Genomic DNA, 14640 nt, shown 5'->3' on the forward strand with positions numbered 1-14640 from the left:
GAGTCGGACAGCCGACCGGGCGGGTGAAGAGCACGGCTGTGGTTCTCCCCCCAGGGGGTGAGACGCCGCGGCCTCCCTGTGTTGCGCCGGAGCCGTCCTGACGTGCGTTTCCCCAGGTCAGCGAGCTGTCGTCGGGGAAACAGTCGACCGGCGACCTGGGGGCCTCCGGGGGCGGCTCCGGACGTCACCGGGGCCGTGCGGGACCACCGGGACGGGCGACGGGTGACACCCGACCGGGCGTACGGCCGGAGCGCGAGGGCCCTCACAGCAGCCCCTGCCACGTCCCGGCGAGCACCGCGGCGACCAGCGCCCCGGCCACGAGCGCGGGTCCGAAGGGCAGCTCGGTGCGCCGTCCGGCCCGCCGGAGGGCGAGCAGGGCGAGGCCGAGCACCGCCTGCACCAGGAAGCCGAGGAAGAAGCCGGCGAGGACCACCGGCCAGCCCAGCCAGCCGAGCAGCAGGCCGAGCAGCCCGGCCAGCTTGACGTCGCCCATGCCCATGCCCGACGGCGAGACCAGCGCCATGAGCAGCAGGACACCGAAGGCCGCCGAGCCCGCGAGCACGGCGCGCAGCAGGTCGTCCCACCGGTCCCCGACGGCCGCGGCGACGGTGAGCAGCAGCAGCGCGCCGGCGGTCGCGGGCAGCAGCACTCGGTTGGGCAGCAGCTGCTCGCGCAGGTCGATGACGCTGAGCAGGACGCCGGCCGCCACGAACCACAGCCACGCCGGCAGCTCCGCCGTCGGGCCGAAGCGCAGGGCGGCCAGGACGAACAGCGCCGCCGTCGCCACCTCGAGCAGCCCGCGCGGGGCCACTCCCCCGCGGCCCCCGAGGACCGCGCCGACGGTGGCCGGGCGCGGCCACGGGAAGCGCGCCGCGGCGCGGTCGACCAGGTGACCGACCGCCGCGCCGCTCAGCGCCGCGGCGGCCAGCACGAGGCCGGTCACGCTGCGGTCCGGGGGCGGGGGGCGGGCACGGCGAGGACGGTGGCACAGCGATCGACCCGGTCCCGGCCGGTACCGGGACACGACCCGCCGCGTCGTCCCGGCTGTCACGGACGGCGCAACCGTCCCACGGCACCGGGGCGCTCAAGCCGAAAGACGTACGGGATCCGGCCTGGTCAGGTGGCTGTTCCTGCCGGTGCGACGATGCCGTGGACGACCCGACTGGAGGAGACGCATGACCCCGCCCGGCACCCCGTCCTCGACCCGGCTCCCCGACGGCCGCGAGCTCGCGTGGACGGAGTGGGGGCCGCGGGACGGCCGGCCGGTGCTGTTCTGTCCCGGCGCCGGGATGAGCGGTGTCCTCGGCTTCGGCACCGACCTGCTGCCCGGGCTCGGCCTGCGGCTGCTGGCCCTCGACCGTCCGGGCCTGGGCCGGTCCACACCGGACCCGGGCAAGACGTACGCCTCCTGGGCCGGCGACGTCGGGCACCTGGTGTCGGCGCTGGGACTGCGCCGCGTCCTCGGCGTCGGTTTCTCGCAGGGCGCTCCCTTCGCCGTCGCGCTCGTCGGGGCCGGCCTGCTCGACGCCGTGGCACTGGTCGCCGGGCAGGACGACCTGCGTGCCCGGCGGCACCTGCTCGTGCCCGAGGTCGCCGGCATGCTCGACGCCGCCGACGCCGACCCGGCCGGCTTCGAGCGGGAGATCGCCCGCGTCACGAGCGCCGACTGGCTGTGGCAGGTCATCCTCACGACCGCGGCCCCGGGGGACCGGGAGCGTTACGAGGGCAGCGACCTCGGCCCCGCCGTCCGCGCGGCGCTGGACGACGGGTTCCGGCAGGGCGCGACCGGTTACGCGCGCGACCTGGTCACCGCGCTGGGCCCCTGGCCGGTGCGGCCCGAGGAGCTGACCGTGCCGGTGCACCTCTGGTACGGCGCGCAGGACACCAGCACCGTGCACTCCCCCGACCTCGGCCGGTCGCTGGCCGCCCGGATCCCCGGCGCCCGGCACACGGTGCTCGACGACGAGGGCGGCGCGCTGCTGTGGACCCGGGCGGCGGACGTCCTGGGAGCGCTCGCCGCCTGAGCTGTCGTCCCCCTCGGGCAGGCTGCGCTCGTGCCCTTCGACGCGACGCTGGTCCGCTGGCCGGGCGCGGGCGGCTGGGTCTTCGCGCCCGTGCCGGCCGAGCACGCGCCGGAGGCGGCGGGCCCGTTCGGCCGCGTGCCCGTGACGGCGACCGTCGACGGGCGGACGTGGGCGACGAGCGTCTGGCGCGACCGCGCGGCCGGCTGGCTGCTCCCGGTGCCGGCGCGGATCCGCCGCGGCAGGGACGACGGCGACGTGGTCACCGTCGACGTCGAGGTGGATCCCGCTCGGCTGTGACCTGCGGAAACTGTCGTACCCCGCCCGTAGGTTCGGGGTCGTGCAGGAGGTCGCCGGGTCGCTCGTGGAGCGTGCGCTGGCGGGCTGGCTCGTCGAGCAGCCCGCGCGCGTGCAGCGGCTGCCGGTCGCCTTGCTGTCACGGGAGCAGAAGGCCGCCGAGCTCCAGCGCCTGCAGGCGCGCAAGGCGATGGAGGCCGCCTACGAGGCCGAACTGATCCTGGGTCTCGCGGACGACTCACCCGATGACGACGATCCGCCGCCGGGGTCCCCTGGTGCCCGCGCGCGGTCGTGGAAGCCCGACACCGAGCTGCCGGGTGTCTCGGAGTTCTTTCCCGCCGAGCTGGCCATGGTGCTCAACTGCGGACGGCTCTCGGCGAGCCAGCGGGCGCACCGGGCCTGGACCTACCGCACGCACCTGCCCGCCGCGTGGGCCGCGATGCGCGCCGGGAAGTTGGACGAGTACCGGGTGAACACGTTGGTCGACGTCCTGCAGCACACGGACCCGGCGATCGCGCGGGCCGTCGAGAGCCGGCTGCTGCCCGAGGCGGCCGACCTGACGGTGGGCCGACTGAAGAAGCGCGCCTTGGAGCTCCTCCTCGAGCTCGATGCCGAGGCGGCCGAGCGGCGGCGGGAGCAGGCCAGGCGGCGGTCTGACGTGCGGGTCTACCCGTCCCCGCAGGAGGGCATGGCCACGATCGCCGCCGACCTGCCCGCGGACGTGGCGGCGGCCTGTCACGCGCTGGTCGACGCGCTGGCGCGGATGCTGAAGGCCGACGGCGACGACCGGCCGATCGGGGAGATCCGCACCGCGGTGTTCGCCGACCTGATTCAGCGGCCGTGGGACGACTCCCGGCCGCCGGTGACCGCGCACCTGCAGATCATCGCCACGCTGGCGTCCCTGGCCGGCCTCTCGGACGAGGCGGGCGAGGTCAACGGCCTGCCGGTCACCGCCGCGCAACTCCGCGAACTGCTCCGTCAGCTCGACGGGCTCGGCATCCGCACCCCGGAAGGTGGATCGGTGACCCTCGCTCTCACCGACGAGGACGGGGCCCTGCGTGCGACCAGCACCCTGGACCAGCTGCGCCGCCTCGCCCGCCGGGGATGCGTGGAGCACCCGACCGACGACTGCAGGTGCGCTGTCCTCGACCGACCTGAGCCGGTGGACCGCTACACGCCCTCGGCCGCGCAGGACCGCTTCGTGTGCACCCGGGACCGCACCTGCCGGTTCCCCACCTGCGGACAGCGGGTCGGGTGGGCCGACGCCGACCACGTCGTCCCGCACGCACGCGGCGGGGCCACCGACTGCGGCAACCTCTGCTGTCTCTGCCGGTCCCACCACCGGCTGAAGACCTTCGCGCGCGCCTGGCGCTTCTCGATGTCCGCCGACGGGGTCCTGACCGTGACGACACCGTCGGGCATCACCCGCACGACCCGGCCACCGGGCATGCGGCCACCACCGCCGGCACCCGACCCACCTCCCGACGAAGCCGAGCCGGACGACGACCTCCCGCCCTTCTGACCGGTCGGGTCGTCACGCCAGGACACGTGCGAGGAACGGGTCGACCGCTGCACGGAAGGCGGCCGGCTGCTCCACGAACGGGAAGTGACCGCTGCCCTCGACCACCACCGCCTCGCCGCGGGCGAACAGGCCGGCCACCGCGAGCACCGGCGCGACCCCCGTGGAGACGTCCCGCTCCCCCGCCACCACCAGGGTCGGTGCGGTCACCGCGCGCAGCCGCTCGTGCAGGTCGGCGGGCGTCTCCCCCGCCATGTACGTGCGCGCCGCGGCCACGGCGTACCGCATCCCGCGGGCGTGCGCCTGCGTCGTCGCGTCCCAACGCGCGTAACCGAGCGCCGCGCTGCGCACCCGCCACGCGGTGAAGGTGTCGTCGTCGGTCAGGTCCGGCTCCTCCTCGAGCGCCGCGAGTGCGGCCGCGACGGCCGGCTCCTGCGCGCGGGCGGCCAACAGCGCGGCGGCGTCGGAGGGCACGTCCACCAGGTACTCCGCGGGCGGCGTGACCAGCACCTGTGCGGCCAGCCGCCCGGGGAACCGGGCGGCGTGGGCGACGGCCAGACGGGTGCCCGCCGAGTGCGCCACCAGCGTGCACCGGTCGAGTCCGAGCGCGGCCCGCAGCCGGTCGACGTCGTCGGCCTGGTCCCACCGCGAGGCGAGCGGCGCGTCCCGGGACCGGCCGACGCCACGCATGTGCGGCACCACGAGCCGGTACCGCTCGCCCATACCGGCCAGGTCGCCGAGGTACGCGGGGTGCGCGGCCGCGCCGTCGGCGAGCACGAGCAGCGTCGGCCCGTCGTCCCGGCCGAGGACGTCGGCGTGCAGGACCGCCCCGTCGGCAGCGGTGTAGGTCGCCATCAGCGCCCGTACCGGACCTGCAGCAGGCCGTCGTCGGTGTCGGTGAGGCGTCCGCCGGCCGCGGCCATCGCCTCCGCGGCACGCGCCAGCCGCTCGTAGGCGGCCGCGGCGTCCGGCAGCGTCGCGGCACGGTCGGCCGCGTGCCGGAAGGTGAGCCCCTCGAGGGTCCGGACGAGGACGCCGCCCATCACGGCGTGCACCCGCAGGGCGCTGCCGTCGGCGACGAGGTCGCGGCCGGGACCGATCCGGGCCGGCACGACACCCCAGCGCCGGAAGCCCAGTTCGCCGGCGGACACCTGGCGGCCCAGTTCGGCGAGCACGTCGGCGGGCAGGTCCGGGCCGGCCACCCGGACGAGGCCGCCCCGGTCCAGCGCCACCACCGGGGTGCCCGGGGCGGCGTCGAGGGACAGCACGTCGTCCCCCGGCGCGGGCGGCTCGTCGACCACCCGGACCCGCCAGCCCAGCGCGGGCGCCGTACCGGGCTCGGGCAGGGGCACCGGATCCGGACCGGTGCGGGCGCGCTGGCGCCGGGACGGCCGGGTCGCGACCAGGTGGCCGTCGCGCATCGGCTCGGCCAGCGTCCAGCCGGCGGCGTGCGCGGCACGGAGGTCGGCGGCCAGTGCGCGGACGCGGGCTGCGGCCTCGGCGAGCGTGGCGACGTCGTCGAGGTCCCAGCGGTGCTCGGTCTCGTGCCGGGAGCCCGGCCACGGTGACGGCGGGCGAGAGAGCTGTGCGGTCATGTCGGTCCTCGCGCGGGCGGGACGCCGCCGGGCGGGGATCCGGCAGGAGCTGCCGGGCCGGCGCCGGGCGGACGGTCCGTCCCGAGGGTCGGGGCCGGCGGGTGTCCCCGAGTGGGGGCCGGCGCCGACCTCGCGATCATGGCACGGGCCCGGTCAGTCCTCGAGCGCGTAGGTGGCCTCGACGACGGCGGACACGGTCACGGCCTGCGGGTCGAGGTCGAGCGCCGGGCCACCGCCGACGGAGCCGCGGGCCATGGCCGCCATCGTCTCCGCGCCGCCCAGAACCACCGAGGACAGCCCGGGGTCGGCGAGCTCCCGCAGCGGCCCGAGCGGGCGGCCGACGGCGTCGGCGAGGTCGGTGGCGGCCTCGCGGGCGGCGTCGACGGCCGCCCGGCGGACGGCGCGGCGGGCGGCGGCCGGGTCGTCGAGCTCCCAGGAGACCCCGCCGATCCCGGCGCCGGCCGCGGCCACCACCTCGGCGACCTCGGGGACGGCACCGACGTCGACCTCCACGGTGCCGCCGACGGTCGCCTCCCACCCGGCCCGCTGGTTCGTCCCGGCACCCGGGTCCCACGACCACTGCTCGTGCACCGACACCCGGGACAGCACGACCCGGCGGACACCCTCGGCACCGTCGAGCGCCGACCGCAGGTGCGCGGTCACCCCCGAGGCCCGCGACAGCGCGGCGCTCCGGCTGTCCGGCGAGGCCTCGCGGACGTGCACCGCGAGCGTCGCGCGGTCGGGACCGTGGTCGGCGGTGGCCTCCCCGCGCACGCGGACGACGGCCGGCGGCTGGGTCACGCGCGCCGTCAGCCCGCCGCGGCCGCGGTGGCCGGCTCCGCCAGCGCCGACGCGAAGCAGTCGTGCAGCAGGTCCAGCCGCTCGAGGAGGCGGTCCACCCACGCCGCGGACGTGCTCAGTGGCACCGGTTCGAGCATCAGCGACCAGAACAGTCGGTCGACGTCGCCACCGGCCGCCCACCGCCGCTCCTCCGCCGACAGCGGGACGCCGACGACCGCCGTGAACCGCCGGGCCGCCGCGCGCCGCACCCGGCCCGCCGCAGGAGCGGGCGCGACGAGGCCGATCGCCCGGCCCAGCAGCGGCACCAGGCGCGGCCGGTCGGCATCGGACAGGACGTCGTTGGCGTGCCGCAGCACGGCGGCCAGCTCGGCGTCGACACAGGCCGGTGCGTCGGTGAACGCCTCGCCGGCCAGCAGCGCCGTGTACTCGAGGAAGCACGCCCCGCGGGCGGGCGTGCGGTGCCTGCCTCGGCTCAGGACCGGCAGGAAGTCCGGGCTCCGCGTCATGCTCACCGCCCCCTCCGGGCCGTCATCGGCCCTCGGCCCGCTGAGCGTAGGTCCGCGCCGCGCTCAGTGCAGGCCTGCGGCCACGGCGAGACCGCGCCGCAACCAGCGGGCGAGGCCGGCGTCGGCGGCGTACCCGGCCGGCTCGACGAGCACGAAGGCCCGCACCTGCCGGCCACCCAGCACCATCGGGCCCACGTGCGGCTCGGCCAGCAGCGCCGGGACGGCGTCGGCGCCGACCCGCACCGCCAGCGCGGTGGCGGTGACGCCGCAGACCATCCGCCCGCCCACGCTGAACGACAGCCCGCCGCCGACCATCCGCTACTCCACCGCGTCGTGCGGCGCGAGCAGCCGGCGGACGCGCTCGGCGGTCGCGGCGTCGTGAGGCACTGGCGGACCCTAGCCGCGCCAGGACCCCTTGATGCCGGGTCTGACGCTGGTCAGGGTCGGCGGGACGTCCGATCGACCCGGGGAGCCGGCCATGGCCAAGCACCTGTCCGCCGAGATCGACATCGCCGCCCCGCCGGAGCGGGTGTGGGCCGACCTGACCGACCTGCGCGCCTATCCCGAGTGGAACCCGTTCATCGTCCGCGCCGAGGGCGACGTCGTCCGTGGCGCCCGGCTGTCCCTCCGGATGCAGCCGGTGGGCGGGAGGGCGCTGACCCTGCGCCCCCGGTTGCTCGCGGCCGACCCACCCCGCGAACTGCGGTGGCTCGGCCGGCTGGTCCTGCCCGGCCTGATGGACGCCGAGCACGCCTTCCGCCTCGAGCCGTCGGGAGCAGGCACCCGGCTGGTGCAGGAGGAGACCTTCCGCGGTGTGCTCGTGCCCGTGGTGGCGCGCTCGCTGGACCGGGGCACGCTGCCGGCCTTCGAGGCGATGAACCGGGCCCTCAGGGAGCGTGTCGAACGGTCCCTCGCCCAGGGCTGACCGGACGGCGCCGAGCGGTCAGGGGACGACGTCGGGCACGAAGCGCTGGCTGTCCTTGGGCGGGCGCTCGTAGTCCTCGTCGACCGGCGGGCGCGGCGGCAGGTCGGGCGGCTCGGGCGTGAGGTCCTCGTAGGGGACCTGGTCGAGCAGGTGCGTCATGACGTTGATCCGCGCCCGCTTCTTGACGTCGGCCTCGACCACCCACCACGGCGCCTCGGGGATGTCGGTGGCGGCGAACATCGCGTCCTTGGCCTTGGAGAAGTCGACCCAGCGGTTGCGCGCCTCGAGGTCCATCGGGCTGAGCTTCCAGCGCTTGGTCGGGTCCGACAGCCGCGACTGGAACCGCTTCTCCTGCTCGGTGTCGCTCACCGAGAACCAGTACTTGAGGACGGTGATCCCGCTGCGGACGAGCATCCGCTCGAACTCCGGACAGGAGCGGAGGAACTCCTCGTACTCCTCGTCGGTGCAGAACCCCATGACCCGCTCGACGCCGGCGCGGTTGTACCAGGAGCGGTCGAACAGGACCATCTCGCCGCGGGTGGGCAGGTGGTCGACGTAGCGCTGGAAGTACCACTGCCCCCGCTCGCGCTCGGTCGGCGCCGGCAGGGCCACCACCCGCGCGGCGCGCGGGTTGAGTGTCTCGGTGATCCGCTGGATCGCTCCGCCCTTGCCGGCGGCGTCACGACCCTCGAACACGACGACGACGCGCAGCCCCCGCGCGCGGATGAACTCCTGCTGCTTGACCAGCTCCACCTGCAGCCGGGCGACCTCCTTCTCGTACCAGGCCTTGTCGACCTTGGCGGTGGAGGAGGGCGCCTCCTCGACGGAGGGCACGGCCCGCTTCTTGGACGCCATGCCGCAGCATCGACCCCGCACGCGGCCGGGGGCAAGGGTGACGGACAGGATGGGCACGTGCTGACCGCCCGCGACGGGGACGTCCGGATCCGCCCGGTCGGCCGCGGCGACGCCGACCTGTACCTGGCCCTGCGCGGCGACGCCGCGACGATGCGCGACCTCGGCGGCCCGCAGCCGCCCGACCGGATCCGCGCCGGGCACGCCCGCGAGGTGGCCGAGACCGCGGCGGGGCGGGCGGACATCGTGGTCGCGGAGGTCGCGACGGCGGACGGCTGGGTCGCCGCGGGCAACGTCTCGCTCGTCGCCCACCCGCCCGCGGGCGCGGAGGTCGGCTGGCTGGTCCTGCCCGAGCACCGCGGCCGCGGCGTGGCGCGGAGCGCCGTCCGGCTGCTGCTCGGCCTGCCGGGGACCGCGGAGCGGTGGGGCGTGGTCGAGGCGCAGCCGTCGGTGGGCAACACCGCCTCGAACCGGCTGTGCGCCGCGCTCGGCTCCACCGACCGCGGCGAGGTCGACGTCGAGTTCGCCGGGCAGCGGTTCCGCTGCCGCCGGTGGGAGCTGGACCTGCGGGCTCAGGTGCCGCAGTAGGTGACGAACGGGCCCTCCGGACCCGGCGCGGCGTAGCGCTCGAGGCCGGGCCGCACGTCGAACGGGCGGCGGACCACCTCGACCAGCCGCTCGAACGGCGCGAGGTCCCCGGCCGTGGCGGCGGTCAGCGCCTCCTCGACCAGGGCGTTGCGCGGCACGTACACCGGGTTCACCCGGTCCATCGCGTCGGCGTCGGGGGCCAGTGCCCGCCACCGCTCCAGCCAGGCGTCGGCGGCGGCGAGGTCGAGGACCAGCTCCCGCGCCGGCCCGGCGTCGCCGCGGGCGGCACGCGACAGCGCCCGCACGAACGAGGTGAGGTCGACCCGGTTGTCCTGCAGCAGGGCGAGCAGGTCGTCGACCAGGCCGCGCGCGACGTCGTCGTCGAGGCCGTCGGGCAGCCCCAGCTTGGCCCGCCAGCCGGCCAGCAGCGCGGCGTCGAAGAAGGGGCGGAACCGGCCGAGGGCCTCCACGGCGAGGGCGACCGCCGACTCCTGGTCGGAGGCGAGCAGCGGCAGCAGCGCCTCGGCCAGCCGGGCCAGGTTCCACTCCGCGGCCAGCGGCTGGTTGCCGTAGCGGTAGCGCCCGCCCTCGTCGACCGAGCTGAACCAGGTGTCGGGGGCGTAGGCCTCCATGAACGCGCACGGCCCGTAGTCGATGGTCTCGCCCGACAGCGTCATGTTGTCGGTGTTCATCACGCCGTGCACGAAGCCGACGAGCATCCACCGCGCCACCAGGTCGGCCTGCGCGGCGACGACCTCCTCGTACAGCGCGAGGTACGGCTGCTCGGCGTCGGCGGCGGCCGGGTGGTGCCGGGCGATGGCCTCGTCGGCCAGGCGGCGCAGCAGGTCGTCGTCGCCGGTGGCGCGGGCGAACTGGACGCTGCCCACCCGCAGGTGGCTGCTCGCCACCCGGGCGAGCACCGCGCCGGGCAGCAGGGCCTCCCGGCGGACCGGCCGGCCGGTGGCGACGACGGCCAGTGAGCGGGTGGTGGGGATGCCGAGGGCGTGCATCGCCTCGCTGACGACGTACTCCCGCAGCATCGGCCCGACGGCGGCGTACCCGTCGGCGCCGCGGGAGAAGGGCGTGCGGCCCGACCCCTTGAGGTGCAGGTCGTACGGCCGGCCGTCGACGCCGGTCAGCTCACCGAGCAGCAGCGCGCGGCCGTCGCCCAGGCGCGGGTTGTAGTAGCCGAACTGGTGGCCGGCGTAGGCCTGCGCCACCGGCCGGGCGCCCTCGGGGACGGCGGTGCCGGTGAGCAGCGCGACGCCCTCGGGGGTGCGCAGCGCGTCGGCGTCGAGGCCCAGGTCGGCCGCGAGGGGCTCGTTGAGCGCGAGCAGCCGCGGGTCCGGCGTCTCCGCGGCCTGCCACGGCAGCGCCATCTCCGGCAGCGCGGTGGCGAAGCGGTCGCCGAGGGCGACGGTCAGGGCGGGAGCGACGCTCATCCTCCCGAATGTACGAGCGCGGCTCAGCCGCGCAGCGCGGGCGGCAGGTGCTCCCCCACCCGGGCGGCCAGGGCGCGCAGCCGGGCGGCCGCGGACGGCCGCGGTGCCGGCAGCCGGGACTCGACGGCGGCCAGCCGTGTCTCCAGGTCGGTGACCGTGGCCGGGCCCGCGGCCGGCGGCGGGGTGGTGGCGAGCTGGGCGAGGCCGTCGGTCAGCCCGGACACCAGGCCGGCCGCCTCGTCCGGACGCAGCTTGACGGTCCCGACGCACAGGTCGTCGCGCCAGATGCTCAGGTTGAGCAGGCCCTGCGCCGGGTGCGCGGAGACGCGGACCGCGCGGGTGCGGTCACGCGCGTCCCACACCCATCGAGCCCGCGCCGGCAGTGCGGTGACCGTCATCACCCCATGATCGGCCCCGCTCGGCCCGACGGCCAGGAGGACCGGCCGCGGAGTCAGCGCAGGCGGGTGCGCCAGTCACCGCGGAGGCGGTAGCCGCTGCCGCGGATGGCCTCGATCGCCGACGCCCCCGGCCCCAGCTTCGCACGCAGCGTGCGGACCACCGCGTCGACGACGTTGCTGCCGCGGGCGGCATCCGCCGTGCCCCACACCCGGTCCAGCAGCTCCGGCCGGGTGACCGCGTGCCCCTCGTGCTCGCGCAGCTGCCGGAACAGCCCGTACTCCAGCGGGGTCAGGGCCACCGGCGCCCCGCCGACGACGAGCTCGTGCGTCCCGTCGTCCAGCGCCGGCTCGTCGGCGACGCCGAGCTCCGCGGCCAGCAGGTCGGCCAGCCAGCCGTCGACCGAGCCGGGGCCGAAGTCGAGCAGCACGGTCGACCACTCCTCGCCGTCGAGGACCACCGTCGCCGAGGGCACCGGCCGGAACCCGAGCTCGCGGACCACCGGCCAGTACGACGGCACGTCCCGGACGACGACGAACATCCGGCGCAGCGCCGGCCGCAGCGCCATGTAGGTCCGCTTGGTGTCCAGCCAGCACGCCGCCTGGGGAGGGCCGGGCGCCTCGCCGCGGTCGCGGTCGAGCCACCGCCGCAGGCCGAGGGCCACCTCGCCGCGGGCGAGCGGGTGGCACTGCAGCTGGCGGGACCAGGCCGCCACCACCGGGTCGTCGACCGGCGCGTGGCGGATCTGCGCGTCGCCGAGCAGCAGGAAGGCGCCGGCCGGCGTCCCGTCCCGGTCCCGGGACACGGAGAAGGACGACGGCGCCGCGGTCCACCACCGCGCCAGCAGCCGCGCCGCCGCCGGCCCCTCGTGCCGCCGGGCCATCGCGCCGATCGCCGGCCCGTCCCCGGACGTCGCGGGCTCGACGGCGAGCTGCTGGACGTCGGAGGGGAAGAAGGCGTCGCGCACCACCGGGTTGTCGAGCAGGTACAGCGTGTCGGCGGTGTAGGTCCACAGCTCCGCGGGCGCGGCGGCGCGCGTCTCGTCGCGCAGCTGCCGCCACGCCGCGCGGCGGAGGTCGCGGTAGCGCACCGGGTGGGTGCTCCGCAGGTGTCCGGCCACTGCGTCGCGCACCGCCTCGTGCACGAGCGTCCCGTCCCGGCCGGCGACCACGAAGGGCAGCGCGAGCAGCCGGTCCAGCGCGGCCGCGCCGTCGCCGCCGAGCATGGCGTCCATCAGCGACTCGGTGGTGCGCCGCACCACGGACGCGGCGTCGAGCGCCCGCCGGGTCAGCGGGTCGTCGACGTCCTCGCGGTACAGCCGCGCCAGCTCCTCGACCACGCGGGACATCGCCGCGTCCTCCAGGCCCAGCTGGGGGTTCTCCGCGACCCCCGCCGAGGCCAGCACCAGGGCGAGCGGGTGTCCGCGGGCGATGCGGTTGAGCCGGGCGGCCTCGTCCGCGGGCACGCCGCGCCCGGCCAGCAGGGCGCGGGCGTCGACGTCGGCCAGGGGGCCCAGCAGGACGCTCGAGAAGCCCGGGACGGCCAGCCACCCCGGCACCGGGCGGCCGCGGCCGGCCATCACCAGCGCGGTCCCGGCTGGCAGGGCGGGCACCAGCGTGCGGCGCAGCCAGCTGTCGAGGAGGAGGAAGTGCTCGTACTGGTCGAGCAGCAGCACGGCCGGCGCGGCGGACTCCAGGGCGCCGACGAACCCGCCGAGGTCGGTGGCCCCGCCGGCGGCCGCGAGGAAGCCGCGCTCGGTCGGCTCGACGGTGCGGCAGTCGAGGGCGAGGACGGTCGCCCCCTCGTCGTCGGCGCGGCGCCGGACGGCGTCCAGGAGCGCGGACTTGCCGATGCCCGGCAGGCCGTGCACGGAGGTGACCCCGCCCGCGTGGACGGAGGCCATGAGCGTCTCGACGTCGGACCCGCGTCCCAGCAGTGCGGCAGACCGGGACCGGGTGGCCGTTCCCATCGTCCGAGGATGACCGCCGGGACAGCGGCCGGACAGGTGCGGAGGTCCCCCGTCAGACGTCGGTGGCGACGCCGGGGCCGAGCCAGCGGACGCGCCGGCGGACCTCCTCCGGGGCCCTCGCCAGGTCGCGCTCGGCGCCCTCGCGCCCCTGACGGAAGTGGCTCCAGCCCTCGTGGTGCACCGGGACGACGACCCGTGGCGCGGTCAGCCGGACCACGGCCGCGGCCTGCCGGCCGGTCATCGAGTACCGCACCGGCCCGCTGACCGGGAAGCGGACGCCGCCGAGGTGCAGCACGGCGACGTCCACCCGCAGCCGCTCGGCGACCCGCCGCAACCCCCGGAAGGCGACCGTGTCGCCGGAGATCCACAGGACGCCGTCGGTCCGGCCGGGCTCGCGCACCGCGAACCCGACGACGTCGCCGACGACGGCGCGGCTCAGCGGCGGCCCGTGCCGCGCCGGGGTGGCGACCACCTCCAGCGGCGGGCGGCCCGGCCCGTCGAGCACCGTCGTCTGCCAGGGCCGCAGCCCGCGCGCGCCGCCGCCGAGCCGGCGGGCGCCGGAGGCGGTGGTCACGACCACCGGCACCTGCGCCAGCAGCGCCCGGCCGGCGTCGTCGAGGTTGTCGGCGTGGTGGTCGTGGGTGAGCAGCACGGCGTCGACCGGCAGGACGTCGGCCGGGGACAGGGCGGGGCCGCCCGTCTTCGTCGACCCGGTTCCCCACCCGAAGGCGTAGTGCCGCCCCGGCGGGTCGAAGGTCGGGTCGGTGAGCAGCCGGTACCCGGCGATCTCGACCAGCAGCGTCGGCCCGCCGACGTGCGTGAGCCTCACTGCGCCCCGGCCACCGGCGACCGGGGGCCGGTCGCGTGGGCCAGCGCCCAGTCGAGGACCTCGTCGGCGATCCGCTCCCAGCCCTCCTGCGCGGGCAGCAGGTGCGCGTAGCCGGGGTACTCGCGCCGCTCGGTCACGGTGTCGCCGCGGTAGTGCTTGGCGTTCGAGCGCTGGATCGCCGGCGGCATGATGTGGTCCTCGCCGCCGGAGACGAACAGCAGCGGCGGCCGGGCGTCGTTGGTGTAGTCGACGTGCGCGTCCTGCGGGCCGGGCATGAGGTTGGCCAGCACCGAGTTCCACAGGATCCGTCCCGACGCGGGGACGTGGTAGCGCCGGTAGAGCGCGCGGGACTCCTCCTCGCCGAAGGTGTTCGTGAACGCGTAGTGCCACTGCTCCTCGGTCAGCCCGACGGCGCGGTGCCGGTTGGCCGGGTTCTTCAGCACCGTCCAGGTGGAGCGCAGCTGCGACAGCGGCACCACGGTCACGCCCTCGGTGGGCGCGGAGTTGAGGACGACGCCCACGGCGCCGAGGCCGCGGTCGAGCAGCAGCTGCACGATCGTGCCGCCGGCGGAGTGGCCGATCAGGATCGGCGGGCGGTCCAGCCCGCGCACCAGCGCGGACAGCGAGTCGACGATCGCCGGCAGCGTCACCTCGGCGATCGGCGTCGGGTCGGCGTTGAGCGCCTCGACCTCGCCCTCGAAGCCGGGGTAGGTCGGGGTGAGGACGCGGAAGCCGCGGGCCTCGTAGTGCGTCCTCCAGTGCTCCCAGCTGCGCGGGGTCACCCAGAAGCCGTGGATCAGGACGATGGTGTCCGGTGCGGACGGCGGAGTGGTCACGGTCGCTCCCTCGGAGTGGTGGCCGGTCAGCGGGGAGCCTGGCAGCGGGCACGGGAGACGTCCG

General features: G+C 76.7%; 17 protein-coding genes. 5 read left to right on the forward strand and 12 right to left on the reverse strand.

Going from position 1 to position 14640, the window contains the following annotated elements; all coding sequences use genetic code 11:
• Nucleotides 1-262: 262 nt before the first annotated feature.
• Nucleotides 263-943 carry a prepilin peptidase gene (locus tag FN207_RS10840; RefSeq protein WP_142458483.1) on the reverse strand — a complete coding sequence of 227 codons (681 nt, stop codon included), beginning with the start codon at nt 941-943 and terminating at the stop codon, nt 263-265.
• A 232-nt stretch (nt 944-1175) separates the two neighbouring features.
• On the opposite strand from FN207_RS10840, the gene FN207_RS10845 reads away from it, so the two are divergent.
• From FN207_RS10845 to FN207_RS10855, 3 genes are read left to right on the forward strand one after another with little or no spacing between them, the layout of a single operon-like run.
• Complete coding sequence (locus FN207_RS10845; protein WP_142458484.1) at nt 1176-2024, forward strand: alpha/beta fold hydrolase; 849 nt, start codon at nt 1176-1178, stop codon at nt 2022-2024.
• 30 nt (nt 2025-2054) lie between these two features.
• Nucleotides 2055-2321, forward strand: a complete 267-nt coding sequence (locus FN207_RS10850) for a DUF1905 domain-containing protein (RefSeq protein ID WP_142458485.1) — start codon at nt 2055-2057, stop codon at nt 2319-2321.
• Nucleotides 2322-2361: 40 nt separating this feature from the next.
• Nucleotides 2362-3840 carry an HNH endonuclease signature motif containing protein gene (locus FN207_RS10855; protein WP_142458486.1) on the forward strand — a complete coding sequence of 493 codons (1479 nt, stop codon included), beginning with the start codon at nt 2362-2364 and terminating at the stop codon, nt 3838-3840.
• A 12-nt stretch (nt 3841-3852) separates the two neighbouring features.
• Here FN207_RS10855 and FN207_RS10860 read toward each other — a convergent pair whose 3' ends face one another.
• From FN207_RS10860 to FN207_RS10875, 5 genes are all read right to left on the reverse strand, one after another.
• Entirely contained in the window at nt 3853-4692 is an 840-nt protein-coding gene (locus FN207_RS10860; RefSeq protein WP_142458487.1) for an alpha/beta fold hydrolase, read from the reverse strand.
• Nucleotides 4692-5432, reverse strand: a complete 741-nt coding sequence (locus tag FN207_RS10865; RefSeq protein ID WP_142458488.1) for a hypothetical protein — start codon at nt 5430-5432, stop codon at nt 4692-4694. The genes FN207_RS10860 and FN207_RS10865 overlap by 1 nt, the downstream gene beginning before the upstream one ends.
• A gap of 153 nt (nt 5433-5585) precedes the next feature.
• On the reverse strand, nt 5586-6233 hold the full coding sequence (locus FN207_RS10870) for an SIMPL domain-containing protein (RefSeq protein ID WP_185938280.1): 648 nt from the start codon (nt 6231-6233) through the stop codon (nt 5586-5588).
• 8 nt (nt 6234-6241) lie between these two features.
• Nucleotides 6242-6745, reverse strand: coding sequence for a hypothetical protein (locus FN207_RS26245; RefSeq protein ID WP_185938281.1), 504 nt, complete (start codon nt 6743-6745; stop codon nt 6242-6244).
• Nucleotides 6746-6802: 57 nt separating this feature from the next.
• Nucleotides 6803-7054, reverse strand: a complete 252-nt coding sequence (locus tag FN207_RS10875) for a TfoX/Sxy family protein (protein WP_142458490.1) — start codon at nt 7052-7054, stop codon at nt 6803-6805.
• A 163-nt stretch (nt 7055-7217) separates the two neighbouring features.
• Here FN207_RS10875 and FN207_RS10880 point away from each other — a divergent pair, with 163 nt between their 5' ends.
• On the forward strand, nt 7218-7664 hold the full coding sequence (locus tag FN207_RS10880) for an SRPBCC domain-containing protein (protein WP_142458491.1): 447 nt from the start codon (nt 7218-7220) through the stop codon (nt 7662-7664).
• 18 nt (nt 7665-7682) lie between these two features.
• Here the strand turns inward: FN207_RS10880 and ppk2 are convergent, their stop codons facing one another.
• A complete protein-coding gene (gene ppk2 / locus FN207_RS10885) occupies nt 7683-8519 on the reverse strand; it encodes a polyphosphate kinase 2 (protein ID WP_142458492.1) in 837 nt (278 codons plus the stop codon).
• A 57-nt stretch (nt 8520-8576) separates the two neighbouring features.
• Here ppk2 and FN207_RS10890 point away from each other — a divergent pair, with 57 nt between their 5' ends.
• Nucleotides 8577-9104 carry a GNAT family N-acetyltransferase gene (locus FN207_RS10890; RefSeq protein ID WP_142458493.1) on the forward strand — a complete coding sequence of 176 codons (528 nt, stop codon included), beginning with the start codon at nt 8577-8579 and terminating at the stop codon, nt 9102-9104.
• Here the strand turns inward: FN207_RS10890 and FN207_RS10895 are convergent.
• The 5 genes from FN207_RS10895 to FN207_RS10915 are packed head-to-tail and all read right to left on the reverse strand — an operon-like array spanning nt 9089 to nt 14576.
• Nucleotides 9089-10546, reverse strand: coding sequence for a protein adenylyltransferase SelO (locus FN207_RS10895; protein ID WP_142458494.1), 1458 nt, complete (start codon nt 10544-10546; stop codon nt 9089-9091). The two genes, FN207_RS10890 and FN207_RS10895, sit on opposite strands and share 16 nt — an antisense overlap.
• Nucleotides 10547-10569: 23 nt before the next feature.
• Entirely contained in the window at nt 10570-10944 is a 375-nt protein-coding gene (locus FN207_RS10900) for a hypothetical protein (RefSeq protein WP_142458495.1), read from the reverse strand.
• 53 nt (nt 10945-10997) lie between these two features.
• Nucleotides 10998-12911 carry a winged helix-turn-helix domain-containing protein gene (locus tag FN207_RS10905; RefSeq protein WP_142458496.1) on the reverse strand — a complete coding sequence of 638 codons (1914 nt, stop codon included), beginning with the start codon at nt 12909-12911 and terminating at the stop codon, nt 10998-11000.
• A gap of 52 nt (nt 12912-12963) precedes the next feature.
• Nucleotides 12964-13740 (reverse strand): MBL fold metallo-hydrolase, encoded by a 777-nt coding sequence (locus FN207_RS10910; RefSeq protein WP_142458497.1) that lies wholly within the window; start codon nt 13738-13740, stop codon nt 12964-12966.
• The gene (locus tag FN207_RS10915) at nt 13737-14576 is read right to left on the reverse strand and encodes an alpha/beta hydrolase (RefSeq protein WP_142458498.1); all 840 of its coding nucleotides are present in this window, start codon (nt 14574-14576) and stop codon (nt 13737-13739) included. The genes FN207_RS10910 and FN207_RS10915 overlap by 4 nt, the downstream gene beginning before the upstream one ends.
• Between the last annotated feature and the right edge of the window lie 64 nt (nt 14577-14640).

Source organism: Geodermatophilus aquaeductus (assembly GCF_900182545.1).
Lineage (GTDB): Bacteria > Actinomycetota > Actinomycetes > Mycobacteriales > Geodermatophilaceae > Geodermatophilus > Geodermatophilus aquaeductus.

Excerpts from the sequence above, each read along its gene's own strand:
- FN207_RS10845 (WP_142458484.1), top strand. The coding sequence starts at position 1,176 with ATGACCCCGCCCGGCACCCCGTCCTCGACCCGGCTCCCCGACGGCCGC.
- FN207_RS10860 (WP_142458487.1), bottom strand. The coding sequence starts at position 4,692 with ATGGCGACCTACACCGCTGCCGACGGGGCGGTCCTGCACGCCGACGTC.
- FN207_RS10865 (WP_142458488.1), bottom strand. The coding sequence starts at position 5,432 with ATGACCGCACAGCTCTCTCGCCCGCCGTCACCGTGGCCGGGCTCCCGG.
- FN207_RS10875 (WP_142458490.1), bottom strand. The coding sequence starts at position 7,054 with ATGGTCGGCGGCGGGCTGTCGTTCAGCGTGGGCGGGCGGATGGTCTGC.
- FN207_RS10880 (WP_142458491.1), top strand. The coding sequence starts at position 7,218 with ATGGCCAAGCACCTGTCCGCCGAGATCGACATCGCCGCCCCGCCGGAG.
- ppk2 (WP_142458492.1), bottom strand. The coding sequence starts at position 8,519 with ATGGCGTCCAAGAAGCGGGCCGTGCCCTCCGTCGAGGAGGCGCCCTCC.
- FN207_RS10895 (WP_142458494.1), bottom strand. The coding sequence starts at position 10,546 with ATGAGCGTCGCTCCCGCCCTGACCGTCGCCCTCGGCGACCGCTTCGCC.
- FN207_RS10900 (WP_142458495.1), bottom strand. The coding sequence starts at position 10,944 with ATGACGGTCACCGCACTGCCGGCGCGGGCTCGATGGGTGTGGGACGCG.
- FN207_RS10905 (WP_142458496.1), bottom strand. The coding sequence starts at position 12,911 with ATGGGAACGGCCACCCGGTCCCGGTCTGCCGCACTGCTGGGACGCGGG.